Raw genomic sequence first — 23717 nt, 5'->3', positions numbered from 1 at the left:
GGGTGAGTTGGGGGGGCCGGGCGTGGGCGGGGCGGGGGGGCCGGGCGCAGGTGAGTCGGAGGGGCCAGACGTGGGCGGAGCGAGTGAGGCGGGAACGGTGGCGGGCGCAGGCGCAGGCGTGGGCGGAGCGGGTGAGGCGGGAACGGTGGCGGGCGCAGGCGCAGGCGGAGCAGGCGCGGGGGCCGACTCGGCTTCAGGTGCCGAGTCGGCTCCTGCCGCATCCAAGGGGCGCGGACCGGCTGGCGGGGTGTCGGCGTGTTCGGACGAGGCGGCTTGCTCCGACGAGGCGGCCGGGGTCAGCGGACTTCCTCGAGTTCGTCAGCTGCGCCGAGGGCCTCGGCGACATCGGCGAGCGCGTCCGCGGGGACCGTGCCCTCGCCGCACAGGCTGACCAGCTTGGACGCGCGCACGCCGAAGTCCGCGAGCAGGTCCGCGTCGCCGGCCGGGCCCGAGTGCAGCGGGCGGTGCTCGCCGGGTTCCTCGTCGAGATCGGCCGCCGGGTTGGGACCGCTGCCGTTCAGCAGCACGTCCCCTCCTTCATCGGCCTCGTCGACTTCGTCGAGCGCGTCGTCGATCTCTTCCGTGCCCACGTCGTCGAGGCTGGCCGTGCCCGCTGCCGCGGCCACGGGCTGCTGCACGGGCCGGCCATCCGGTCCGACCGGCAGCAGGTCAGCCGACAGCAGCAGATCCGCGTACGCCGACCGGGAGACCGCGGCCATGTCCGAGACGAACAGCCGCGGGTCCTCGTCGGCGTCGAGGCGGATCACGGCGAACCACACGTCCTCCTGCTCGAGCAGCAGCACGGAGGTTTCCGGCTCTTCCTCGTCCTCGTCGTCCTCGGGAACCTCCCGCATGAACTCCACCAGGCCCGCGACGTCCTCGATCTGGTCCAGATCGGCGTCGCGGGCCGTCCAGCGGTCCACTGACCGCGCCAGCAGTGCGGCGAAGTACGCCACGGCGAGCACACTCTCCCCTCGAATCTCGGGCCCCGCGGTCACCGTCCCGCGCGACCGGTTTCACACTCAACCATCACGCCATTCGTCGGCCTGGTCGTCCCGCCGGGCCGCCTTGGCGAACTGCTCGCCGAAGCCGAGCCTGGCCGCGAGCCCGCCGACCGCGTCACGCAGCCGCAGGTCCCGTTCGAGCTGGAGCCGTTCACAGACGACCGCCAGGTCCAGCGGCCCAAGGCCGAGGTCCGCGAAGATGCTCTGGTCGCCGAACGGCACCTCGTCGAGCTTGAACGGGTCAGCCTCCGGGTCCAGCCGCTCGAGCAGATCCCCGGCGATCCGGTCATCCGCGCCCGCCGCGGCGTTGGACAGGAACAGCCGGACCTCCCGGCCGATCAGCCTGGCCACCACGAAGTACTCGTCGCCGAGCCCGACCAGACCGATCGTCGGGCCCTCGGAGACCTGCTGGCGCAGGGCGAACAGGAAGTCGTCGAGGGATTCGGCCACGTGCGGCGGCAGCCCGACCGCCTCCCAGCGTCCGTCCTCCTGGAAGGCGGCCACGGCGAAGTCGACGAGCTCGTCGTCGAACTCCAGGTAGTCCGCCTGCCGCGCCATTTCCGTCCTCTCCAGCGGTTGCGTACCACGAACCAGGGCCGTGCATGCATGCCTCACGAAGCAATGTCTGCACTCGCATCGTGACAGAAAGCGATGCTCCACGGCACCGGTTCGCGCGGGTGTATCGGCGCGCCGCGTTCGAGGGGGGCTCGGCGGCCCGGATCAGCCGGGCGGATCAGTACCGGAAGGTACGGAGGACCCGGGCGTGCAGTTCCGCGGCCCTGGCCCGGCGCGGCGCGACCCGCCTGCGCAGTTCACGCGCCTCGGCGAGATCGGCGAGGAAGCGGGCGCGGCGGATGCGGCGGTCCCGCTCGGGGTCGGAGGTGACGGGAGCGGAAAGGGACGGGGAGATGGGCGTGGCGGCGGAAATCCCGGTGACGTCGGGCTTTTCGGCGCAGCGCCGCGCGTCGGGCTTCGGGGCGTCGCTGCCCTGCTCTTCGCGCTCGCGGCGGCGATCGGTCATGGCCGGACCCCTTCGTCCATGTTCGGCCGTTTCCTTCCGGTCGATCCCTACCCGGCCGTCCCGGCTGGTAGACGTGGCGGCCATGGATCGAGGCCAGGCTGAAATCAAAGACCGGGTGCCCGCATAGACTCTGCGCATGCGCATCCATGTCGCGGAGCATCCGCTGATCGCCCACAAGCTCACCGCGCTGCGCGACCGGCACACCGACTCGCCGACCTTCCGCAGGCTGGCCGACGAGTTGGTGACGCTGCTCGCCTACGAGGCCACCCGGGACGTGCGCGTGGCACCGCTCGATGTGGAGACCCCGGTCGCCCCGGCCCGCGGCGTGCGCCTTGCCGCGCCAAAGCCGCTGGTCGTGCCGATCCTGCGGGCCGGGCTCGGGATGCTGGACGGCATGGTCAGGCTGCTGCCGACGGCCGAGGTCGGCTTCCTCGGCATGGTGCGCGACGAGGGCACGCTGATCGCCTCCACCTACGCGACCCGGCTCCCGGACGACATCTCCGATCGGCAGTGCTACGTGCTCGACCCCATGCTGGCCACCGGCGGCACGCTGGTCGCGGCGATCCGGCTGCTGGCCGAGCGCGGCGCACGCGACGTGACCGCGATCTGCCTGCTGGCCGCGCCGGAGGGGATCGCGAAGATGGAGAAGGAGCTGGAAGGCCACCCGCTCCCGGTCACCGTGGTGACCGCCGCGGTCGACGACCACCTGAACGAGCACGGATATATCGTGCCGGGGCTCGGGGATGCCGGTGACCGCCTCTATGGAGTTGTCTAAGTCCGTATAGGGCGACGGCTAGAACCGCTTAGAGGGCCTTAACCGCGGCGACGACCTTGCTGAGGCTCTCCTTGGCGTCGCCGAAGAGCAGCGTCGTCTTCGGGTCGTAGAGCAGGTCGTTCTCGATCCCGGCGAAGCCCGGGCGTAGCGAGCGCTTGCAGAACACGACGGCCGCCGCGGTGTCCACGTTGAGGATCGGCATGCCGTAGATCGGCGCGCCGGGGGTCGTCTTCGCGGCCGGGTTGACCACGTCGTTCGCGCCGACGACCAGCGCCACGTCCGCGCTCCCGAGCTCCAGGTTCGCCTCGTCCATCTCCAGCAGCGACTCGTAGGGCACGTTCGCCTCGGCAAGCAGCACGTTCATATGACCGGGCATGCGGCCGGCCACCGGGTGAATGCCGTACGCGACCTTGACCCCGCGCGCGCCGAGCAGGTCCGCCAGTTCGCGGATGGTGTGCTGCCCCTGCGCCACCGCGAGGCCGTAACCCGGGATGACGATCACCTTGCGGGCGTAGCCGAGCAGGATCGCGATGTCCTCCGGCGTTCCGGAGCGCACCGGACGGGTCTCCGCGGCGGCGGCCGGGCCACTCGCGGTGGCCCGGAAAGCGCCGAACAAGATGCCGGTGAGGGGTCGGCCCATCGCGGCGGCCATCAGCCGGGTCAGGATCGTGCCGGACGCGCCGACCAGCGTTCCGGCGACGATCAGCAGCGTGTTGCCGAGCACGTAGCCGGAGGCCGCGACGGTCAGGCCGGTGAAGGCGTTGAGCAGCGAGATGACGATCGGCACGTCAGCGCCGCCGACCGGCAGCACGAACAGCACGCCGAGCACCAGCGAGACCAGCAGCAGTGTGGCCAGCAGGCCGGTGGAGCGCACCGGCAGGCCGGTGACGGCCAGGGCGATCGCCGCCACGAAGACACCGGAGGAGATCCAGCGGCCGGCCGGCAGCACCACCGGGCGGGTGGTCATCAGCTCCTGGAGCTTGGCGAAGGTGACCATCGAGCCGGCGAAGGAGACCGAGCCGACCAGGATGGTGAAGACGGTGGCCGCCTCGTCGCCCATCGCGATCTTCGAGGACTGCGAAGCCACGGTGAGGAACTCCACCAGCGCGACCACCGCGGCCGCGCCGCCGCCGACGCCGTTGAAGATCGCGACCAGCTGCGGCATCGCGGTCATCTTGACCCGGGTCGCGGCCGGCACGCCGAACACCGCGCCGACCGCGATCGCGCCGAGGATCAGGCCGAGGTGCTGGAGGTGGCCGGTGCTCAGCGTGATGATCACGGCGATGGCCGCGCCCGCCGCGCCGGCCCAGTTGCCGTACCGCGCGGTCTTCGGCGCCGAGAGGCCCTTGAGGGCGAGGATGAAGCAGATGGCGGCGATCAAGTAGCCGAACTGCGCTCCGGTGCTCATCGGCGGTCCTCGCCGCGGCGCGCGGAGAACATCCGCAGCATCCGGTCGGTGACCACGAAGCCGCCGACCATGTTGACCGTGCCGAGCACGATCGCGATCAGGCCGAGGGTGATCTGCACGACGCCCGAGGAAACCCCGGTGATCAGGATCGCGCCGACCAGGACGACGCCGTGGATGGCGTTCGCCCCGGACATCAGGGGGGTGTGCAGGGTGGAGGAGACTTTGGAGACCACCTCGAAGCCCACGAACACCGCGAGCACGAAGATGGTCAGCAGCCCCACGCCGCCGATCTGGTTCGCCACGCGCCACCTACTCCGGTTGAGCGGACTGGTCGGAAGGTCCGGGTGCTTCCGGCGCCTCGGTTGTCTCCGGCGCCTGAGTTGGTTCCGGTGATTGGGATTCCGGCTGGTCTGACCCGCGAGCGGGCTCGGGTTCTGGCTCGTCGGGGGCGAGCGCGTTGCGCACCGCCTCGTGCACGAAGCGGCCGCCCTCGGTGACCCGCGAACCAGCCAAGATCTCGTCGGCCATGTCACCGGCCTTGATCAGCGCGATGAACGCGGAGATGTTCGCGCCGTACAGCTTGCTCGCGTGCACCGGGAGCTGAGAGGGCACATCGGCCCCGCCCCACACCGAGACACCATTGAATACGCCGGTCTCGCCGGGCTTGGACAGGGCGCAGTTCCCGCCGCTCTGCGCGGCCAGGTCGACGACCACGGAGCCCGGCCGCATCGCCGCGACCATCTCCTCGGTCACCAGCAGCGGGGCGGCGCGGCCCGGGATCGCGGCGGTGGTGATCACGACGTCGGCCTCGGCGACGAAGGGGGCGAGCGCGGCGTGCTGGCGGCTGGCGAAGTCAGCGCTCTGGCTCTTGGCGTAGCCGCCCGCGCCCTCCTGGGTCTCCAGGTCGAGGTTGACGAAGGTCGCGCCGAGCGAGCGGACCTCGTCCGCCGCGGCTGCGCGCACGTCGTAGCCGCTGACCACCGCGCCGAGGCGGCGTGCGGTCGCGATGGCCTGGAGGCCGGCGACCCCGGCGCCGAGCACGAGCACGCGGGCCGGAGGGATGGTGCCGGCCGCGGTCATGAACAGCGGGAAGAAGCGCGGCAGCAGTTCGGCGCCGACGAGCGCGGCGCGGTAACCGGCGACAAGTGCCTGAGACGAGAGCGCGTCGACGCTCTGCGCGCGCGAGATGCGTGGGATGAGTTCGAGTGCGTATGCGGTAACCCCTTGGTCTCGCGCGGCGAACATAGCGCGGGATTCCTGAAAGGGGTTGAGAAGGCCGAGCAGGCTGGCGCCAGAGGGCAGCGCGGCGATGACTGACGGTTCCGGGGCGTTGACTACGGCGAGAACATCGGCACCCGCGGCGATCTGCTCCGCGGACTCGGCGATCTCGGCGCCGGCCGCGCGGTAGTCGTCGTCGCTGGCATAAAGATGCCGACCCGCACCGGACTGGACGGTGACCGTCGTGTCCTGCGCGGCGCACAGTGCGGACACCGCCTCGGGCGGCAACGCCACTCGGCGTTCGCCCGACTTGGTTTCCGACAGCACTCCGATACGCATGGCGTGCACCGTACCCGTCAGTAGGAAGCTGGGGGAAGAGACCTTGCGAAAGCATTGTCACTCGTGAGTGATCGTTTGACCACGAGGCGAGCCGGACTCGACCGGGGTGGCGGCGCGGGGTTCGCGGACTCGACCGGGGTGGCGGCGTTTGTGTTACCGGCGTGCACGCCCGCGTGCGAACAACCGGACGAATCACCGCAAGCTGATAACTATCGGGCAACAGCCTGGATCACCTTGCGGACACTCGGTTTCCCGCCCCCGGCTCACCGGGTACCCCTATCTAGTCAGCCGCAGCGCAGCAGATCAGGCTACGCTGGTATCGGTCAGGACTTACGTGCCACACGTGGTCCGTCGTCAGCGGTCTGACCCGTGCGGGCCGGTCAGGGCGGTGCGTCGGTGTCGCGTTCGGAGGGGAAGGATCGCGATCGTTATGCCGAAAGCAAAGCCGGCCATTCAATGGGGCCTCGTGCTTTTCGTGCTGTTCTGGATCGTGCACGACCCGATCACCACGTCGGGCTTCGTGCAGGACGTGTTCAAGTTCATCTCAAGTTTCTTCCACTCCATCGGCAACATCGTCAGCTTCCACAGCAACGTCCACTAGCCCATGACCATGTTCCCGTCGACGCCGTCGGCTCAGGCGCCAGGACATATACGCAAGTTCCTGGATCCTGACGAGAAGGTCGTCATCCACACCCGGTTCCACTGGGCACGGCTGGTCGGTCCGGTGGCGCTGGCCGTGGTCGGCGTGCTCGTCACGATCGCGGTCAACGTCTCGCAGCCGGTCAAGACCGGCAGCGCGTTGAACGTGGCCTGGGTGCTGTGGGCGCTTTGGGTGCTGTGGGCTCTGGCGACGATGTGGGACATCCGCAAGGCGATGGCGCTGCGCAAGGCGGACACGCGGACCCAACTGTTCGCGGCGGTACTCGTCGCCGCGATCGCGGCCGGGATCGCCTGGCTGGTGCAGAGCAAGCAGTTCGGCGTCGGCGGGATGCTGCTCGTGGTCCTGCTGGTGGTGATCGGCTGGTCGGCGCTTCAGGTCGGCGAGTGGGCGGACCGCTTCTTCGTGCTGACCAACAAGCGGATCGTGGTGATCGAGGGGATCATCACCACGACCGTGCGTTCGATGCCGGTGTCGCGGTTGACCGACATGGCTTATCGGCGCTCCGGTTTCGGCAGGCTGCTCGGGTACGGACTGTTCGACGTCGAGTCGGCGGGCCAGGACCAGGCGCTGAAGATCATGGACTACGTGCCGAACCCGGAGTTCACCAACCTGCAGATCTCACATTTGCTGTTCGCCAGCCCGAAGCCGGACCCGAAGAACATCGTGATCGGTGGTCAGGTGAACCCGAACAGCGGCAATGTCTCGCTCACCGGACAGATGGACGGCTGACCCGATCCATCCCGGCCGGTGTGTGTCAGTGGGCAACGGGTGCTGAAGCGTGCCGAAGAAGCGGGGAAGGAAGTGCTGCTTCAGCTTCCGGGGACGATGACGGACAGGCCGGCGCTGTTCACCTGGCGCAGGGTGAGATGGTCGGCTTGCAGCGCGGCACTCCAGGCCGCCGCTTCGACCGCGGTCACATGCGTGCGCACCACCCACACACGCGCGCCGGAGTGCGACCGCACGAGGGAAAGCGCCTGGTCGAGCGCGGCTTGCACCCCTGAAGCGTCGCGGTTGCGCGCGATCACGAGCCGCGGCTGGTCCGGAAAGACAGCGATGTACTTCTGCATCACGGTCGTGCTCGCGCTCTGGGCCGGTGTGCCCGCTGGCCAGTAGTAGGCGAAGCCCCAGTTGCTGTTGAGGTTCACCAACACCACGTCGTCTGGGGTCCGGTGCGCGTATACGTATGCTGCCTGAGAGCGGACGTCCTCGGCAGGCAGGTCGTGCGAGCGGATGTCGTGACGGGAACCTGCGATGAACGCCCCGACCGCTAGCACAGCAACGGCCATGGCAGTGAGACTCCGCGGGCTGCGCAAAGCCGCCCATCGGCCGGCCCGTCGCACGGCGCCGGATGCGATCAGGTCGCACAGCCCCGCGATTCCGATCGCAGCGAGGGCCACCCCGATGACCAGCAAGAAGGTCGAGGTGCGCTCGTCGAGCAGCGGGTACTTCTTCAACCCGGAGACCGCGATCATCTCCGGGCCGAGCAGCACGATCGCCAACGCGACGGCCGGTCGGGCCACGCGCACCAGCACGACCAGACCCAGCGCCGCGAACAACGCGATCAACCAGGTCGGGCCAAGACCGATGAACGAGTGCAGCGTCGCCAGGTTGTTCCGGAGGAATTTGAGGCTCGCGCCCAGGCCATGGCGCAGCGGGACGTAGTAGGCCTCCCAGTAGCTGGTAAGGCCGGGCACCACCGCGGGAGCATCGAAGACCACGTACACGATGCCCATTCCCACGCCGGCGGCCAGGCCTCCGATCGCGGTCTCCAGCAGGCGCGGCCAAGCCCTGCGCGCTAGTTGCAGCAGGGCTAGCGCTCCGAATGCGGCCACGGCGACGAACAGCGTGGTGTGACTGAAGAGCTTGCCGACAATGCACAGCACCGCAAGCGACGCGAGACGGCGACGCGACCACTCCCGCTCAAGCCGCGAGAGGCCCGCAAGCACGGCGAGGGCGAGGAAAGCGTCCGCGGTGTACTGCTTGAGATCGTCGCGGACCAGCAGTGCGGGTGAGAAAAGCACCGACACCGCGGTGACCGTTCCGGCCAAGATCGCGGACCGGCGGTCGCGCCAGCCCAACCCACGGGCGAGCAGGTACGCGGCTGCGACCGTGCACGCCGAGAAGAGCAGGGGCAGGATTCTGAGCCACTGGTGGCCGCCGGAGCCGACGCTGAAGACGCGCAACAGCAGCGTCCAGCCGATCGGCGTGCTGGAACTGACCGCCGGCAACTGGCTGAGCGGGAAGCGGGTCGTTACGGCGACCCAGGCCTCGTCCGTCCAGAACGGCACCCGGAGCGCGTACGCCACGTCATGCACGGCGAACGTGGCGCCGGACAGTGCGAGGACGAGCCAGAACTCCGGAAGGCGCAAGGTACGCGCGACGGCCCGTCGCACTCGGATGACCGTGCGGCCGAGCCCGGCCGCACCGCTCAGCTCGTCGGGCGGCGCGAGAACCTCTGTCGCGCCAGAATCCACAACGCCTCCACTCCGTCGCGCGCCGTCAGCTTCTTGCCCTCTTCACGGCTGCGGGCCTTGTAACTGATCGGCACCTCATAGGGGCGCACGCCGCGGCGCAGCAGCTTCCCGGTGAGCTCGGCCTCCATGCCGAAACCCTGCTGACGGATGTCGAGGTCCAGGTAAAGCTCGCGCGGGACCAGTTTGAAACAGGTCTCCAAGTCGCTGATGTAGCAGTTGAACAGGATGTTGGCGGCCGTGGTCACGCCCCGGTTGCCCAGCACGTACAGATACGAGTAGGCGTTGTGGCTGCCGAACGTACGGGTGCCGTATACGACCTTCGCCTCGTTGCTCAGCACCGGGGCGAGCAGCGCGGGGATCTCAGCCGGGGAGTATTCGAGGTCCGCGTCACACATGATCACGTAGTCGCCGGTGGCCTTCTCAGCCGCGGTACGGATCGCGGCGCCCTTGCCCCGGTTCTCCGGGTGCAAGTGAACGCTCACACGGGGGTCAGACTCGAACGACTCGTAGAGATCACGGGTCCCGTCGGTGCTGCCATCGTCCACGATGACGAGTTCGATGTCGCACGGGTACTCGACCCGGAGGACCTCCTTGACCGCAGTGGTCAGGGTCGCGAACTCGTTGTATACGGGCATCAGGATGGACAGCTTCATGAACCTCACCGAACTTAGGTGGCGGCGCCAAGCTTGCCAGCCGGGCGCGTGGCTGCGCTAGTGTACACAGCTGCCCCTTCCCGAACCTGAAGCGGGAGTTCGACACGGGGGCTCGCAGAAGGGACCGGCATGGGGAACAGTCGCGCTGTCGTGACCGGTGGGAGCGGCTTCCTCGGTAGCCACCTGTGCGAAAGGCTGCTGGACGACGGCTACGAAGTCGTCTGCGTGGACAACTTCTGCACAGGCACGCCGGCCAATGTCGGGCACCTCATGGAGCGACCCGGATTCCGCCTCATCCGCATGGATGTGACCGATTACATTCACATCGTCGGCCCGGTCGATCTGGTGCTTCACTTCGCCTCGCCCGCCTCGCCCATCGACTACCTGCAGCTGCCGATCGAGACGCTGAAGGTCGGTTCGATCGGCACCCTGCACGCGGTCGGCCTGGCGAAGGAGAAGTCGGCCCGGTTCGTGCTGGCCTCCACCTCCGAGGCGTATGGCGACCCCAAGGTGCACCCGCAGCCCGAAACGTACTGGGGGCACGTCAACCCGGTCGGTCCGCGCGGCGTCTACGACGAGGCGAAGCGCTTCGGCGAGGCGTTGACCATGGCGTACCGGCGTACGGCCGGCGTGAACACGGGCATCGTGCGGATCTTCAACACCTTCGGTCCGCGGATGCGTCCGTTCGACGGTCGGGCGATTCCGACGTTCATTCGCCAGGCGCTGGCCGGCGAGCCGATCACGGTGGCCGGCGACGGCTCCCAGACCAGGTCCGTCTGCTTCGTCGACGACCTGGTCGAGGGGATCGTGCGCTTCGCCCACACCGACCACAGCGGTCCGGTCAACATCGGTAACCCGCACGAGATCAGCGTGCTCGCCCTCGCCGAGCTGATCCGGGATCTGTGCGACTCGCGCTCACAGATCCAGTTCGTCGAGCGCCCGCAGGACGACCCGTCGGTGCGGCAACCGGACATCACCCTCGCCCGCGATCTGCTGGGCTGGGGGCCGAAGGTGGAGATGGTCGACGGGCTGCGGCGCACGATCGACTGGTTCGCCAGCCACCCGGAGCTCACCGCCGCTGAGCCGGCGCGGGTTCAGTCCCCGGCGTCCTGACGACGGGAGGCCGGCCGGGCGCCGCGCTACGCTCTGCCCTCCTTCGTTCTGCCCTCTGCCCTCCTACATTCTGCATTCCCGCGCACGTCCTTTCGCGGGTTCGTTCCAGCAGTCGAACCCGCGAAAGGACAATGACGTACGGCTTTACGCGACGCCCTCGGGCACGGCGTCAAGCGTTTCCAAGATCGCCTGAGCGAGCGCGCGCGCAGTCTCCGCGGTCAATTCGACGGCCACACGCGCGCCGGCTCCGCGCTCCGGGTTGCGAAAGTCGATGTTGAGCGTGTGATCCGCCGACGCGTGAACCGGGTGGTCGAAGTACACGGTCGTCTCGGTCAGCGGGAACCAGCCCTCGGCGCCCTTGCCGCTGCCCTCGGTTTCGACCTTCGCGGTGATGTAAGTGCACATAGACGACCCCTTACGCGCTCAGGTGCTTGCCGAAGAAGGACTTGATGCGCTCCCAGCCGTCCTTGGCGGCCTCCGGGCGGAACGCGGGGCGCTCGACCATGAAGAAGGCGTGGCCGGCGCCCGCGTAGCTGTGGAACTCAAACGACTTGCCGTACTTGGTCAGCAGCTGTTCGAGCTCTGCGACCTCCTCCGGCGAGGGGTGCTTGTCGTCCGCGCCGAACAGGCCGAGGAGCGGGCAGTTCAGATTGGGCAGCTTGTCGTAGAGCGGGCTGATGTGCCGCAGCGGGTGGCCTTCGATGCTTGACGGGTCGCCAGTCACGAAGGCGCCGTAGCAGTCCACGGCGGCATCGAGCGGCAGGCTGCACGCGGCCAGCACGGACTGGCGGCCGCCGGAGCAGTAGCCGATCACGCCCACCTTGCTGTTGGAGTTCGGCAGCGAGCGAAGGTACTGCGCGGCCCCGGCCACATCGCCGACCAACCGCTCGTCCGGAATCCCGCCCTTGGCCCTTCCGGCCGCCGCGGCGTCGTCGGGTGCGGCACCGGGGGCGTCGTGCCAGTAGAGGTTCGGCATCACCGCGTTGTAGCCCATGTGCCCGAACCGGCGGACGATCTCCTTCGTCGCCTCGTCGTATCCGGGCAGGTGGTGGATGACCACCACGCCGCCGCGCGGCTGGTCGTCTTGGGCAACGGCCGAGTACGCCTCGATCTCGGCGCCCTCGTGTCCGGGGATCCGTACTGTCGCAGACAGGAATGCATCGCTCATGCGACACATCCTGCACCCGCTGTCTGCAAGCCGCATGAAGCCCCCCGGTCCCGGCCGGCGGTGGCGGCGTGGTGCCCTTGGGTCGCGGTACGACGGATGGTGCGGCGGTGATCGAAATCGAAGCGATACAAACCGACGCTGGACTTCGCTCCGAATCGCGCTACGTTGATCACGCAGCCCTCGAATACACACGGGGGCTGCACTTTTGCGCCCGCCGCCGTGATTTACCTGCTGCGCTACCATGCACGGGTCATGGTTACCGCACCCGCCCCAGGTCGGGGAACCCGCCTGCTTTCCCTGCTCAACCGGCCCGTCGTCCTGCTGGCGGCCGGGCTGGGACTGTCCGCGGCCGCGGGCTCCACGTTCATCGCGGTCGTCAACCACTCGATGCCCGTCGACCAGGTTCGGCCGCTACCGCAGCTTTACTTCCTGCTCTCCGCCATCGGTACCGGCATGTTCGCGGCCTTCGAGCAGGAGATGACCCGCGCGGTCAGCCGCGCGCTCGCGCTCGGCCACTCCGAGGCGGAGGTGATCCGGCACCAGGTGCGCAATGCGGCCTGGGTCGGCATCGGCACCGTCGCGATCGTGTGCGCGGCGAGTCCGTTTATTACGCACCACTGGTTTTACGGCAACTGGCTGGTTTTCGTCGAGCTGGTGATCGGCCTGGCCGGGATCTGGGCGTCGTTCCTCGTGCGCGGCGTGCTTTCCGGGCGCCAGCAGTTCCGCTCGTACGCGATCACGATGGTGGTCGAGGGCTTGGCGCGGCTGCTGCCGAGCATCGTGCTGGCGCTGCTCGGGGCCGGGTCCACCTGGTCGCAGGGCCTGGTCTTCGCCCTGGGCTCCGCGATCGCGGCGGTGTCCGGCCTGTTCGTCGCGCGGGCACCGATCCCGTTCGAGTCGCCGCAGGGCGCGGAGGCCGAGGTCGCCGCGAACAGCGAGCCGGAGACCGCGAACCTGGCGGCGGTGCGGCTGGCTCGACTCACCGGTGGGGTACTCGCCGGGCAGGTGTTGATGTACGCGATGCCGCTCGTGGTCAACGGCAGGCTCGCGGAACAGTCCAAATTGGTGATCGCGGTCGGCTCGGCGGTGGGCTTGACCCGGCTGGCGCTGTTGATCCTCTTCCCGCTTCAGGCCCCGCTGCTGCCCAAGCTGAGCGCCGCGGCCGCGCTGGGGCGGATGGCCGAGGTGCGGCGGATGACGGCTTTGCTGTCGGCCGTGTGTGTGGCCGCGGGCTTGGCGGGCATCGCCGGCGCGGGATTGTTCGGGCCCTGGGTGCTGACCAGTGTGATGGGCGCGCCGGTGTCGCTGTCCGCGGCCTTGCTGATGGAGTTGGCCACCGGGACGCTGTTCCTGCTGGTGGCGAACATCCTGCAGTCCGCGCTGACCGCGCTGAACCGGCAGCAGACCGTGCTGGTGGCGTGGAGCCTGGGCGTGGTCTCGATGTTCATCGTGTTCGCGGTGCCGCTCGGACCGCTCACCACCGCCGCGGTCGCCTCGTTGGTCGGACCGGCGGTGACGATGGTGGTCATGGCTTGGGATGTACTGCGGACGACCGGCGGCTGGCACGCGTTGGCCCCTGCGGCGGCGCAGCCGGAGGGCGAACCGGGAAAAGCCGAGCCGGTGGTTGAGCCGGCCAAGTAGCTGAGCAGGGCAGGGCTGACCAGAACGAAACCGGGGCCCGGCGGATTTCTCCGCCGGGCCCCGGCCCCTTACTTGCCCTTATTGCTTACCGGATCGCTTACCGGGTCCTCAGCTGAAGTAGCCGCCGAGGTCGACGATCAGGCGGATGGTGCCGCCGGAGCCGTTGTAGAAGTCGACCTGCCCGCTGTTCGGCACGATGGCGGCGTTGGCCACCGCCGGGCCGCCCGGCGAGAAGTCGAGGTTCGACACGACCGGACGGGTCACGTTGTCCGGGTACGCGGTCAGGTACCCGCTCGCGGTCTGCGCGGCGACGGTCAGGTTGCCCAGGATCGCCTTGGCGGTCGCCGGAACCGGCAGGCCGAGCACGCCGCTGGCCGCCACCGTGCCGGGAGCGGAGGTACCCAGCCCGATGCGGGTGTCCACGACCCGGTCCGGGCCGAGCGCGTAGTACTTGGCACCGCTGGCGCCGGCCTGGAAGTACCCGGCCACGTCGGCGATCACGTCGGTGTTGCCGCCGCTGCCGTTGTAGAAGTCCACCTTGCCGTCCGCGCCGACCGGAACGATCACCAGGTTCGCGATCGTCTGGTTCGCCGAGAAGTCGAGGTTGGACACGACCGGACGGGTGACCGGGGTTCCGCCCGAGGTCTGGTTCGGGTAGACGGTCAGGTAGCCGCCGCCGACCGGACGGGTCACCGTGACGTTCATGGCGACCGCGCTGATCCCGGCCGGGATCGTGACGCTGCCGATCGTGGTGCCGCCGACCGTCAGGGAGTCGACGCCGCTCGCCGGAATCGGAGCCTTCGCGACACCGGTGCCGTTACGCGTGTCCATCGCGCGCACCGGGCCGACCGCCGTGTAGGTGGAGATGCCGGCCGCGGTCGAGTCCGACGTGAAGTAGCCGGCGAGGTCGGCGATGAACTGCACCGAGGCACCCGACTCGTTGACGAGGTCGACCTTGCCGTTCGCGCCGACTGGCACGACGACCATGTTGGGCACGGTCTGGTTCGCCGCCCAGTCCACGCTGGAGGTCGACGGGAACGCGCCACCGTCCGGGTAGACCACGGCGTAGCCGCCGCTCGAGTTGGCGGTCACCGTCACGTTGATCGCCACGGCGGTCACGTTGGACGTCGGCACGCCATTGAGGCCGGTGATCTGCAGCTTGGTGGTGCCACCTGCAGCGGCGACCGGACCGCTTCCGCCGATGCCCTTGCGGGTGTCCAGGATTCGGGTCGGACCAGTCGGCACGTAGTAGCTGGCCGGAGAGGTGACGGCGACCTGGCACGCGACGGAGACGACGCCGGGCGCCACCGGGCTGCCCCAGCCGGTCGCCATGTCGTACCCGGCGGTGGCCGGGTAGCTGTACGACGGGCTGTAGGCGGAGATGCCGTTGTTGCCCGCGGTCACGTCACGGAACACCGAGAACCCACCGGGCGCGACGCCTGCGGCATAGAGGGCCGGGGCCGCCTGACCGGCGAGGCCGTTGGCCTTGCATGCGGAGCTGGCGTCGGCGAGAGCGTAGATCGCCGCCCAGATCGGAGCCGCACCGCTGGTGCCGCCGATGACGGCGTAGTAGTAGCCGGTGTTTTGCGGGTTGCCGTCGTTGTAGATCTCGTCGATGACGTAACCCTGGCCCGGGTCGGCCAGCGCCGAGACGTCAGGCACCTGACGGCAGCCGCTGGTCGCGGCCGTGGCGCAGTTCTGCGCGTAACCGGCCGCCTTGACGCCGTTGTTGCCCTGGTAGCCCGGCAGGGTCTCCGACTTCGACACGCCACCGCCGGTGGCGCCGTAGAAGTGGTTGCCGTTCGCGTCGGTCTGCACCGAGTTCCACGCCGACTCGATCATCGAGTTATTGGTCAGGCCGTGCATGGTGGTGCCGCCGGCGGCCAGGACCTGCGGCTGGCTCGCCGGGTCGTCCACCGACAGCTCGTTGTCCTTGCTGCCCTGCGGGTTGTAGCAGTCGGTGTCTCCGGCGTCGCCGGAGGCCGCGATGACCGTCTGTCCCTGCGTCGCCGCCTGGGCGAAGATCGTGCTCTCCGCGGTGATGGTCGACGGGTTGGCCGCGGCCTCGCACAGACCCCAGCTGCTTGAGATCACCTTGGCGGTGTTGTCGTTGACGATCCGACGGTAGGTGTCCAGGATCTGGGCGTCGGTGGCAACGGTGTAGTCCGGGCCGGCGTAGTCGACGATCGAGACGCCGGGCGCCGCGGTCGCGATGTTCTCGATGTCGAGCGCGGACTCGACGCCGACGCCGGTGTACAGGTTGGCCGCGGTGGTCGGGCCGCCGTCGACCGCGACCTCGCTGACCGAGGTGGAGATGTTGTAGCAGTTCTTGTAGTCGGAGACGCCGCCCGCGTCGTAGCTCTCGAGCTCGAAGACCGCGACGGTCACGCCGGAGCCGTTGTTGCCGCCGGCCAGGACCGAACTGGTGCCGTAGATGTCGGCCAGCGTGTCGGAGCGGTAGTAGTCGGTGCCGTTGTGCAGGCCGATCGGGTTGAGAATGTTGTCGATGTTCGCACAGACCGGTGCCGCGGTGTGCGGCGAGACGGTGTGCGCCTTGACCGTGCTGCCCGTTACGCCGGCCTTCGCCTCGCGGTGGGTGTTGACGTAGTGCGGCACCGCGTAGGCGATGTTGTCCAGACCCACCACGCCCGCGATGTCAGCCGAGATCGACGAGTCGAACTTCGGCGCGGCAGTGTTGGCGTAGGCCGTGCGACCGCCGAAGGTGTATCCGGCGAAGTTGGTGCTGAACGCCGTCTTGGCCTGCCCGACGGTGGTGGTGACCGGGATGAAGAGACCGTCCGAGGAAACCGGTCCGGGGGTCAGGCCAGCCGCCTTGAGTGCCGCGTCCACGGCGGCGACCTCAGCGGCGGAGGCGCCGAACTGCTTGGCGATCTCCCCCTTCGCCAGGAAGTGGTGGTAGGAGGGCGACTTCGGGTCGTTCACGGCCGCGGCGACCGCCGGCAGCTCGGCGGAGGTCGGCGTCTTCAGCTGGATGTCGACGGTGAGTTTGGTGGAGTCCGCGGGAGCCGCGACGGTCTTGGCGCCGTGCGGCACCGTCGGGGCCGCGCCGACCGCGATCCGGCTCGCCGCGGCGGCGTGGCCCGGGACCGCGAGCGCGATCTGGGACGCGCCGACCGCGAGGCTGACGGCGACCGCCGGAATGGCGGTCCGCCGGACGCGCCGGGACTGCGCCGAGGCAAGCTCCCCTGGCGCGGCGGCGCTGCTGGATTTGTTCACATGAATCCCCATGTCTCGTACGGTGGTGCTGTCAGCCGCCGGTCCCCCCACGGGGGCGGCGAACACCGGTGCTCCCGGTCCTGTCATACCGGAGCATCGGAGCTTTTAGGGTCAGAGCGTGGCGAATGAGGCGATCCCCGGGAATCGGGGCAGGTCGCAGATGGCCGCCGCGAGTATGACGATATTGACCGTGAGTGGACGCTCGGACAAGTAACAATCCCCCCACGCAGTTGATGACCCGCCACGACGTGCCCGGCGGAGTCGGCGAGGACTCATGTTACGACTCCCTGACGAGCCCTCGAGACGATTATTTGTAGCAGGTTTGCACCAGCCGCCGCCATGCCTAATTCGGGCCAGATATGTCACAAAACGTAGCAGTACAGAACGCGCTACAACGGAAATTATGGACATGAAGTGAGAATTCTGACGGGCGGGTCAGTGGCCGGTATGGTCGGCGGTCCCGCGCCGCAGCTCACGCCGCGCGCCATGGAAGTTTCACGGTGGTGAGTCGAGGGCCGAGGCCCCTACCAGCGGGTGAATTCGGGATGCGCCCCAGGGCATTGATTATCCGTTGTACCGGCCGGAGAGTTCGCTTAAGGGGGTGGCGCGTGTCGGCCACTGGCGTGTCTTCGTGGCCGGCGCCGGGGCCGATGCTGCTGCTCGACGTGGGCGGCGATCTGCAGCCTTCACCAGCCACACCGGAAAGGTGCACAGACTCCTGATGCGGCGGCGGACCCTGGCAGAAGCGGCGGCGGACCGACATGGCTGAACTGATCGTGGAACCGGGTGCCGACACCCGGACGGGCACCGGACCGGAAGCGGACCTGAAGAAGACCGCGTTCCCGCTGTCCGTCACGGTCCCCACCTTCAACCCGTTGATCAGGCCGGCGCTCGTGCCGAATCCGACCGAGCGGGTGCCGGTGCATTTCGCGGGGGACGGCGAAGGCGTCGGGGAAATGACGTGGGGACAGCGAGAGATCCTTCAGGCGATGGTCCGGCAAGGCTGGATCTCGCTGGGTGGCGTGCTGCCGCTACCGCCGGGCGTGAGCGTGCAGGACGCTGCGGGCCAGCTCAGCTACATGGTGTCGCGCTTCCCGTCCATGCGCACCAAGCTGCGGTTCGACGACGAGGGCTACGCGCTGCAAGAAGTGCACAGCTCCGGCACCGTCATGCTCGACGTCTACGATCTTGCGCCCGGCGCCGACGCGGACGAGACGGCAGCGCAGATTGAGGCCTGCTACCGCACCAGGCCGCGCGACTTCTGCGCGCAGTGGCCGGTGCAAATGGGCGTGCTGCGCCAGGCGGGCAGGCCCACGCATGTGATCGCTATCTCGTGCCACACGGTCAGTGACGGCCTTGGGATGCAGGCACTCGGCCGGGAGGTAGCGGCGAGGCGGACCGAACCCGCGATCGGCCTGCAGCAGCTCGAATTGGCCGCATGGCAGGAGTCTCCGGCCGGGCAGCGAGTCAGCGACGCGGCGATCCGGTACATGGAGAAAGTCCTGCGCTCGGTGCCGCCACGTCCGCTGCCCTTCTCGGATGACGAGCGCGATCCGCGGCATTGGACCGGCGTGCTGCGCTCGCGCGCCTTGAAGCTCGCGCTGCCTGCCATCGCCGAACGCACCGCCTCCGACACCTCCGCCGTGCTGCTGGCGCTCTACGCGACCGCACTGGGCCGGCTCGGGCTGTTGAACCCGGCGGTGATCAGGCCTCTGTCGAGCAATCGCTTCCGGCCCGGCCTCACCGACATGGTGGGCAACCTGGTGCAGAGCGGGGTGTGCGTCCTGGACGCGGCCGAGACGACGATCGACGAAGTGGTGCGCCGAGCGCGTCAGGTTTCGATGACGGTGCGGAAGTACTCGTATTTCGATCCGCGGGCCGAGACCGCGCTCATCGATCGGCTCGGCCGTGAGGCACGCGAGCTGGATCCGGACGCGGAGCCGTGGTGCTGCGTGAACTGGGCGTTCTTCAACGACCGCCGCATCACGCCGGGCGAGCCCGCGCGCAGTCGGGAGGAACTGGAGGCGGCGCGCCAGCTGAGCACGTTCGGCTGGATCGAGAAGAAGGAAAACCCATACGAACAGCTCTTCCTCCACATCGACGACGACGGGGAGGACGGCATCGCGGTCATGGTCTGCGCTGACACTCGCCACATCTCCCCCGCCGGCAACGAAGCGCTGGCCCGCGAAATGGAGGCGGCGGCCATCGAGGCAGCATTCGACGCGGACGCACCCACGCGTGTGACGGCGCCGGTACCTATCGCGGCAGCCGTCCGTGTATAGCTCACGGCGCTGCGCCCGCATGCGGTGGAAGCCGGGACGCGCAACGCCATGACCGCCCTGGAAGCCGTCGGCGTATACGTCCCGTCCGGCCGCGTCCCGATCGAGGACCTGGCTGAGCATTTCGGGCTGTCGACGATGCAGGTCCAGGTGTTCCGGCGATATCCCCAGCTCGCGCAGAGCAGCCGCGATCCCGATGGCGGGCTGCTCGAACTGCTGCGTGGCGCGGTAGCCGATCTAGACGGCCTGCGCGGCCGCGAGGATCGGGTGCGGTACGTCGTGCACGCGCGCACGTTCCCGCTGGTGGTGCAATACCCGCAAAATCCGCTGCGCGAGCTGTGCTTCGAGTTCGGGCTCGACCAGGCCGCGACGTTCGCGGTCGGCCACCACGCCAGCGCCTCGGGTCTGCTCGCGGTGGACGTCGCCGGCCGCCTCCTCACGGCGGACGCCGACCCCGAAGCGCTCGCCCTGGTCGTGGCCGGGGAGAAGGGGTTCGCCCGGCAGACCCGCACGGCATCGGAGACCAGATTCCTGGCCGAGGGCGCGGCGGCCTGCCTCATCCGCGCGGAAGGCACGCACGACCGGCTGCTCGCCTACGCGACCGACCTGCGTGGCGAGTTCGAGGATTACGAGTACGAGTATGAGCACGAGTACAAGCACGAAACGGAAGCGGCCGCCGCCCTCCAGCAGCAATACGCGGACTGCCTCGCGGCGGCGATCCTGACGGCGGTCGAGCGATGCGGACTGGAGATGGGCGCGATCAGCCTGATCCTGCCGCACAGCGTGGACCGGCTCGCGTGGCAGCGCGTCTGCCGCAGGCTCGGCTTCCCGCTCGACCGCGTGGTGCTCGACAACCTGGCCTCCATCGGCCCCCTGTTCTGCGCCGACGCCTTCGTCAACTACCGCACCGCCCGCACCCGCGGCCTGCTGCGCCCAGGCGACCGCTACGTGATGGCGGCGGCCGGAGCCGGTCTCGGCGCCGCCTTCTCCGCAATGGTCTTCGAGCACTGACCACGGCGGCTGTGGCACCCGCCGCGCAGGCTGCCATGATGAGCGCCGCTAAGGCGTCGGCTGGGTGTCGGCGAGGCGTCGTACGCTGCCTCTGAACGTTCGGCAGACCAGGAGGGGCAGCTGTGGGGATCGGTGAGCTCTCGCGGCCAGACGCAGTGTTGAGCGCCATCGCCGAGTGCGAAAAGGCAGGAGAACGCGCCTTTCTGGCGGAACACCAATTCGGGTTCAACATCAAGTACTTCGTTCAACACGACGGCGCGTTGTATCCAGCAAAGGCCATCGCCGCAGTCGCCTACGGCTACCAGTTTCCCGCCGCCGGAAGCTTGTCCAATGGGCAGCTTTCCGGAGGCGAGGCAGCTGCGAACGCCGCCTTGCGCGCTCTGGGTTTCACGGTGGTGGCGCTCCCAAGACCTCAGCAAGGAGCGCCGTTTCCGTTTGGCGAGCTGCCGGGCGTACCACCCGGCACGACCTTCCCCAACCGGCAAGCCCTGCACAAGGCCGGTGTTCATCGACAGCTGCAGGGCGGCATCACTGGTCTGCCGCAGTACGGTGCTGAGTCGATCGTTCTATCCGGAGGCTACGAGGACGACGAAGACCACGGAGATTGGATTCTCTACACCGGCCAAGGTGGTCAGGTGAATGGCCGCCATGTAGAAGACCAGAAGCTCGTTGCTGGGAACGCCGCGCTGGTCACCAGCATGACTAACGGACTGCCAGTTCGTGTGATCCGAGCGAGCACGCACAAATCGCCGTACTCGCCGACCCACGGACTCGTGTACAGCGGCCTGTTTCGGGTAGAGGACTACTGGTCTGAACCCGGAAAGTCTGGCTTCTTGGTTTGGCGCTATAGCCTCCGCGAGTTGCCGAAGCGCGCTACCTCGGCTGCCGGCACATCGTCGACCGGCTCCGCAGGCGTACCCACTGGCAAGGCAGCGCCTGGGCGCGCAACCACGACGACACAACGCATCGTCCGCAGCAGTCCGGTGGCTGACTTCGTCAAGCGCGTACACGACTTCAAATGCCAGATCTGCGGCATTCGGATCCCGACACCAACAGGCGCCTACGCTGAAGCCGCCCACATTAGGGCACTCGGCCGACCGCACGGCGGCCCAGACGAAGTTGGCAACGTGCTTTGCCTATGCCCTAACCACCACGTGCAATTCGACCTGGGCGTGATCGTGATCAACGATGATTTCAGTGTGCTTGACCTCTCGACCGGGCAGGTCGAGGGCGCACTGCGGCGGCTGCCCGAACATGAGATCGCATTGGCGCACATCCGCTATCACCGTGACCACTACAAGAGCGCGTGGCTATAACAGCCTCAGTGGTCCTGCGCCTACCGGCCCACGACACGCTCGGTAGCGTCGGCCATAGCCTGCTCGCCGCGAGCGCTCCGAAACTGCGCGAAGCGATCAAGCGCATGGACCGGCTCATGGGCGGCAGCGCTGAAGCAGCCGAGTCCGCCCGGGCCTGACTGTCACGGTTGGTGTCAGAAGCGCCAAAAACCGGTAAGCGTTAATCACTTACCGGCTTTGTGCTGGGCGCGCTCGGAGGGATTCGAACCCCCAACCTTTTGATCCGTAGCTTCGTCTGCCAAGTCGCTGACCAGTTCGAATATGCCGACCCGCCTCGCTGAGAGGTCTCCTCGACCTGCGGCGATCCGCCGCCGTACGCCACCGTTGGTGTCAGTGGTTGGTGTCAGGCTTACCGTGTGCGCGAACTAGACCCCGCTGCGATGGACCTCGACGCCGTCGAGATCGCGATGCGCAATCCGGCGACGCATCGACTCATCCAGGACTACGGCGCCGGAGGGCAAGACGACCGGGTTGAGTCCTGGGTTGAGCTCCACCAATTGGTCCCGCTCAACGATTATGAGCGTCCCTGGGTCGTTCGCACGGCCGGAGTCGGGGTGCTCGAGTGTGAGATGCGAGCGTACGCATCGATACGAGCCGCAGAGGCGGACTTCTCCGACGCGCAGGATTGGATCCAGGAGGAGTACGAATACGAAGCAGAGGACGATGACGAGGACTGAAGTGCGCACAGTGCGGCCACCGATCACACGCGCTCTTCAGTATCAGCCCCATCGGCTGTTGCGCTGTGGTGTCAGTGGGGGCTGGCACGATCTGACGACATGGCAAAGACCTTCGGCCACATCCCTGGGTTCCCCGTCGGCTCCCTCTTCCCACGGCGCACGGAGCTGCGTCTTGCTGGTCTGCATGCTCCGAACATGCATGGCATTTCCGGTAACCCTCGAGAGGGCGCGGATTCGATCGTCGTATCTGGTGGCTACGTCGATGACGAGGATCATGGAAGCTGGATCCTCTACACCGGGCACGGTGGGCGCGATAACGACACGAAGCGCCAGGTAGCTAACCAGGAGATCACTGACTCGGGGAATGCCGGACTCGTTAAGAGCCAACTGGAGGGCCTGCCTGTTCGAGTGATCCGCGGTGCGGGCGGCGACCCGCGCTACAGCCCTGAGTCGGGCTTTCGGTACGACGGGCTCTTTCGTGTGGAGTCCCACGGAAGCAAGATCGGCGTGGACGGATTCCGGATCTGGCAGTTCCGCATGGTCCAGATTGACGAGGACGACTCTTCGCCTGATGCAGACGTGGTCACCCTGGCACCTACTGCGCCGGCCGGCGGTACGCCTAGCCGTAAGCCTGTGCAGACCCAGCGCATTGTGCGTAACACTGCGGTGGCTCAGTGGGTCAAGGAACTGCACAAGCACACCTGCCAGGTCTGCGGCGATGCGCTGGAAGTCGACAGCGGGTTCTACAGTGAAGGCGCCCACATCCAGGCTCTCGGCAAGCCGTACAACGGGCCGGACGTCGTAGGAAACGTCCTGTGCTTGTGTCCTAACGATCACGTCCGCTTCGACAATGGCGCCCTCTACCTGACCGATGACCTTAAGGTCATCAATGCGCTCAACGGCCAAGTCCGAGGCCAGCTAAGAGTGCATGCCAAGCACAAGATCGATCTGGCGTATGTCCAACACCACCGTGCCCGCTGGGGCCAATGACCCCCGCCTCGCAAAGGCCTCAGGTCCGCGTGAGCCCGACTCCCTGACCTGGCCTGCCGAAATGCCATAGCCGCGATTTACCAGCCTCGGAACGTAGCTCGCGCTAGCGTCCTCGCATGAGTGAAGATGGCGGTCTCGAGATCGCCGCGCAGACGATTGCCGCGTCAGTCGCAGCAGGCGCCAGCCTCAGAAGCCCAGAGCTAGGCGCAGCCGCGATTTTTCTGACACCGATGACAGAATCGATTCTCAGGCAAGCGATTGGCGCCCTCGGCTCGCGTCGACGTCGCCACGTTGGCGAGGCCCTGATCGCAGCCGCGAAAGCCCGTTCGGAGACCGTTGACGACCTGATCACGAGGGCGCTCGAGGACGAGGGCAGTCAGGAGCTATTCGTCCGTGTTGCCACCGCGGCGCAAGACGCGGCGCTCAGGGAAAAGCGTGTTGCCCTCGGCCGAGCGTTGGCTGCTGGCCTGGACGGAGCCGAGACCGCTATCAACGACGAGCTACTGTTCGTCCGTGCGATCGCGGACCTTGACGGTCCCCATATCCAGCTGCTGCACAGGATGAGCGAGCCAAGGGAGGGGACCGGTCAAATGGCGGGCCACACCCTCTTCGACGGCTGGACAGTCGACAACTTGACCGCAGAGGTACCCGCCCTAGCGCAGCATCTTCCATCGTTGCTCGCGACGCTCGCGC

Annotated in this window: 23 protein-coding genes; 12 read left to right on the top strand and 11 right to left on the bottom strand. The window is 68.1% G+C overall.

Annotated elements, in window-relative coordinates:
* Positions 1-296: 296 nt before the first annotated feature.
* From VFA06_RS23750 to VFA06_RS23740, 3 genes are all read right to left on the bottom strand, one after another.
* Entirely contained in the window at positions 297-965 is a 669-nt protein-coding gene (locus tag VFA06_RS23750; RefSeq protein WP_324842917.1) for a hypothetical protein, read from the bottom strand.
* A 57-nt stretch (positions 966-1022) separates the two neighbouring features.
* Positions 1023-1562, bottom strand: a complete 540-nt coding sequence (locus VFA06_RS23745) for a tRNA adenosine deaminase-associated protein (protein ID WP_324842916.1) — start codon at positions 1560-1562, stop codon at positions 1023-1025.
* Positions 1563-1737: 175 nt separating this feature from the next.
* Positions 1738-2025, bottom strand: a complete 288-nt coding sequence (locus tag VFA06_RS23740; protein ID WP_324842915.1) for a hypothetical protein — start codon at positions 2023-2025, stop codon at positions 1738-1740.
* 136 nt (positions 2026-2161) lie between these two features.
* Between VFA06_RS23740 and upp the strand changes: the two genes are divergently transcribed.
* Positions 2162-2800: a uracil phosphoribosyltransferase gene (upp, locus tag VFA06_RS23735; RefSeq protein WP_324842914.1), complete on the top strand. Its 639-nt coding sequence runs from the start codon at positions 2162-2164 to the stop codon at positions 2798-2800.
* Between the two features lie 28 nt (positions 2801-2828).
* On the opposite strand, the gene VFA06_RS23730 is transcribed toward upp, so the two are convergent.
* The 3 genes from VFA06_RS23730 to VFA06_RS23720 are packed head-to-tail and all read right to left on the bottom strand — an operon-like array spanning position 2829 to position 5765.
* Entirely contained in the window at positions 2829-4208 is a 1380-nt protein-coding gene (locus VFA06_RS23730) for an NAD(P)(+) transhydrogenase (Re/Si-specific) subunit beta (RefSeq protein WP_324842913.1), read from the bottom strand.
* Positions 4205-4498, bottom strand: coding sequence for an NAD(P) transhydrogenase subunit alpha (locus VFA06_RS23725; protein WP_349260321.1), 294 nt, complete (start codon positions 4496-4498; stop codon positions 4205-4207). Before VFA06_RS23725 ends, VFA06_RS23730 begins: the two co-directional genes overlap by 4 nt.
* Before the next feature lie 19 nt (positions 4499-4517).
* A complete protein-coding gene (locus VFA06_RS23720; protein ID WP_324842911.1) occupies positions 4518-5765 on the bottom strand; it encodes an NAD(P)(+) transhydrogenase (Re/Si-specific) subunit alpha in 1248 nt (415 codons plus the stop codon).
* Between the two features lie 430 nt (positions 5766-6195).
* Here VFA06_RS23720 and VFA06_RS23715 point away from each other — a divergent pair, with 430 nt between their 5' ends.
* Together VFA06_RS23715 and VFA06_RS23710 are read left to right on the top strand one after the other, a co-directional pair.
* Positions 6196-6366 carry a hypothetical protein gene (locus VFA06_RS23715; protein WP_324842910.1) on the top strand — a complete coding sequence of 57 codons (171 nt, stop codon included), beginning with the start codon at positions 6196-6198 and terminating at the stop codon, positions 6364-6366.
* 9 nt (positions 6367-6375) lie between these two features.
* Positions 6376-7155 carry a PH domain-containing protein gene (locus tag VFA06_RS23710; protein WP_324842909.1) on the top strand — a complete coding sequence of 260 codons (780 nt, stop codon included), beginning with the start codon at positions 6376-6378 and terminating at the stop codon, positions 7153-7155.
* An 80-nt stretch (positions 7156-7235) separates the two neighbouring features.
* On the opposite strand, the gene VFA06_RS23705 is transcribed toward VFA06_RS23710, so the two are convergent.
* Together VFA06_RS23705 and VFA06_RS23700 are read right to left on the bottom strand one after the other, a co-directional pair.
* Complete coding sequence (locus VFA06_RS23705; RefSeq protein WP_324842908.1) at positions 7236-8900, bottom strand: DUF6541 family protein; 1665 nt, start codon at positions 8898-8900, stop codon at positions 7236-7238.
* The gene (locus VFA06_RS23700; protein ID WP_324842907.1) at positions 8855-9553 is read right to left on the bottom strand and encodes a glycosyltransferase family 2 protein; all 699 of its coding nucleotides are present in this window, start codon (positions 9551-9553) and stop codon (positions 8855-8857) included. Before VFA06_RS23700 ends, VFA06_RS23705 begins: the two co-directional genes overlap by 46 nt.
* 129 nt (positions 9554-9682) lie before the next feature.
* On the opposite strand from VFA06_RS23700, the gene VFA06_RS23695 reads away from it, so the two are divergent.
* Entirely contained in the window at positions 9683-10666 is a 984-nt protein-coding gene (locus VFA06_RS23695; protein WP_349260320.1) for a UDP-glucuronic acid decarboxylase family protein, read from the top strand.
* Between the two features lie 144 nt (positions 10667-10810).
* On the opposite strand, the gene VFA06_RS23690 is transcribed toward VFA06_RS23695, so the two are convergent.
* Positions 10811-11071 carry a DUF6295 family protein gene (locus VFA06_RS23690; protein WP_324842905.1) on the bottom strand — a complete coding sequence of 87 codons (261 nt, stop codon included), beginning with the start codon at positions 11069-11071 and terminating at the stop codon, positions 10811-10813.
* Between the two features lie 10 nt (positions 11072-11081).
* A complete protein-coding gene (locus VFA06_RS23685; protein ID WP_324842904.1) occupies positions 11082-11834 on the bottom strand; it encodes a dienelactone hydrolase family protein in 753 nt (250 codons plus the stop codon).
* 252 nt (positions 11835-12086) lie between these two features.
* Between VFA06_RS23685 and VFA06_RS23680 the strand changes: the two genes are divergently transcribed.
* Complete coding sequence (locus VFA06_RS23680; RefSeq protein WP_324842903.1) at positions 12087-13475, top strand: hypothetical protein; 1389 nt, start codon at positions 12087-12089, stop codon at positions 13473-13475.
* 108 nt (positions 13476-13583) lie between these two features.
* Here the strand turns inward: VFA06_RS23680 and VFA06_RS23675 are convergent, their stop codons facing one another.
* Positions 13584-16724 carry a protease pro-enzyme activation domain-containing protein gene (locus VFA06_RS23675; protein WP_324842902.1) on the bottom strand — a complete coding sequence of 1047 codons (3141 nt, stop codon included), beginning with the start codon at positions 16722-16724 and terminating at the stop codon, positions 13584-13586.
* Between the two features lie 749 nt (positions 16725-17473).
* Between VFA06_RS23675 and VFA06_RS23670 the strand changes: the two genes are divergently transcribed.
* From VFA06_RS23670 to VFA06_RS23640, 7 genes are all read left to right on the top strand, one after another.
* The gene (locus VFA06_RS23670; protein ID WP_324842901.1) at positions 17474-18994 is read left to right on the top strand and encodes a condensation domain-containing protein; all 1521 of its coding nucleotides are present in this window, start codon (positions 17474-17476) and stop codon (positions 18992-18994) included.
* A 48-nt stretch (positions 18995-19042) separates the two neighbouring features.
* Complete coding sequence (locus tag VFA06_RS23665) at positions 19043-20002, top strand: 3-oxoacyl-[acyl-carrier-protein] synthase III C-terminal domain-containing protein (protein ID WP_324842900.1); 960 nt, start codon at positions 19043-19045, stop codon at positions 20000-20002.
* Positions 20003-20124: 122 nt separating this feature from the next.
* Positions 20125-21318, top strand: a complete 1194-nt coding sequence (locus VFA06_RS23660; RefSeq protein WP_324842899.1) for a YDG/SRA domain-containing protein — start codon at positions 20125-20127, stop codon at positions 21316-21318.
* 8 nt (positions 21319-21326) lie between these two features.
* Positions 21327-21476 (top strand): hypothetical protein, encoded by a 150-nt coding sequence (locus VFA06_RS23655; protein WP_324842898.1) that lies wholly within the window; start codon positions 21327-21329, stop codon positions 21474-21476.
* Between the two features lie 237 nt (positions 21477-21713).
* Positions 21714-22034 carry a hypothetical protein gene (locus tag VFA06_RS23650; RefSeq protein WP_324842897.1) on the top strand — a complete coding sequence of 107 codons (321 nt, stop codon included), beginning with the start codon at positions 21714-21716 and terminating at the stop codon, positions 22032-22034.
* Between the two features lie 99 nt (positions 22035-22133).
* A complete protein-coding gene (locus VFA06_RS23645) occupies positions 22134-23024 on the top strand; it encodes a YDG/SRA domain-containing protein (RefSeq protein ID WP_324842896.1) in 891 nt (296 codons plus the stop codon).
* Between the two features lie 116 nt (positions 23025-23140).
* On the top strand, positions 23141-23717 hold a 577-nt coding region (locus tag VFA06_RS23640; RefSeq protein ID WP_324842895.1), incomplete at its 3' end, for a hypothetical protein.

It is taken from the genome of Actinocrinis sp., from assembly GCF_035653575.1.
GTDB lineage: Bacteria > Actinomycetota > Actinomycetes > Streptomycetales > Catenulisporaceae > Actinocrinis.
The sequence above is the reverse complement of the archived record's forward strand: the minus strand, read 5'-3'. Positions and strand labels throughout refer to the sequence as shown.

Bases quoted from the DNA above. Each gene is read 5' to 3' on its own strand.
- VFA06_RS23700 (WP_324842907.1), bottom strand. From the start codon at position 9,553: ATGAAGCTGTCCATCCTGATGCCCGTATACAACGAGTTCGCGACCCTG.
- VFA06_RS23645 (WP_324842896.1), top strand. From the start codon at position 22,134: ATGGCAAAGACCTTCGGCCACATCCCTGGGTTCCCCGTCGGCTCCCTC.
- VFA06_RS23740 (WP_324842915.1), bottom strand. From the start codon at position 2,025: ATGACCGATCGCCGCCGCGAGCGCGAAGAGCAGGGCAGCGACGCCCCG.
- VFA06_RS23730 (WP_324842913.1), bottom strand. From the start codon at position 4,208: ATGAGCACCGGAGCGCAGTTCGGCTACTTGATCGCCGCCATCTGCTTC.
- VFA06_RS23690 (WP_324842905.1), bottom strand. From the start codon at position 11,071: ATGTGCACTTACATCACCGCGAAGGTCGAAACCGAGGGCAGCGGCAAG.
- VFA06_RS23675 (WP_324842902.1), bottom strand. From the start codon at position 16,724: ATGGGGATTCATGTGAACAAATCCAGCAGCGCCGCCGCGCCAGGGGAG.
- VFA06_RS23695 (WP_349260320.1), top strand. From the start codon at position 9,683: ATGGGGAACAGTCGCGCTGTCGTGACCGGTGGGAGCGGCTTCCTCGGT.
- VFA06_RS23665 (WP_324842900.1), top strand. From the start codon at position 19,043: ATGACCGCCCTGGAAGCCGTCGGCGTATACGTCCCGTCCGGCCGCGTC.
- VFA06_RS23720 (WP_324842911.1), bottom strand. From the start codon at position 5,765: ATGCGTATCGGAGTGCTGTCGGAAACCAAGTCGGGCGAACGCCGAGTG.
- VFA06_RS23710 (WP_324842909.1), top strand. From the start codon at position 6,376: ATGTTCCCGTCGACGCCGTCGGCTCAGGCGCCAGGACATATACGCAAG.
- VFA06_RS23685 (WP_324842904.1), bottom strand. From the start codon at position 11,834: ATGAGCGATGCATTCCTGTCTGCGACAGTACGGATCCCCGGACACGAG.
- upp (WP_324842914.1), top strand. From the start codon at position 2,162: ATGCGCATCCATGTCGCGGAGCATCCGCTGATCGCCCACAAGCTCACC.
- VFA06_RS23670 (WP_324842901.1), top strand. From the start codon at position 17,474: ATGGCTGAACTGATCGTGGAACCGGGTGCCGACACCCGGACGGGCACC.
- VFA06_RS23715 (WP_324842910.1), top strand. From the start codon at position 6,196: ATGCCGAAAGCAAAGCCGGCCATTCAATGGGGCCTCGTGCTTTTCGTG.
- VFA06_RS23680 (WP_324842903.1), top strand. From the start codon at position 12,087: ATGGTTACCGCACCCGCCCCAGGTCGGGGAACCCGCCTGCTTTCCCTG.
- VFA06_RS23745 (WP_324842916.1), bottom strand. From the start codon at position 1,562: ATGGCGCGGCAGGCGGACTACCTGGAGTTCGACGACGAGCTCGTCGAC.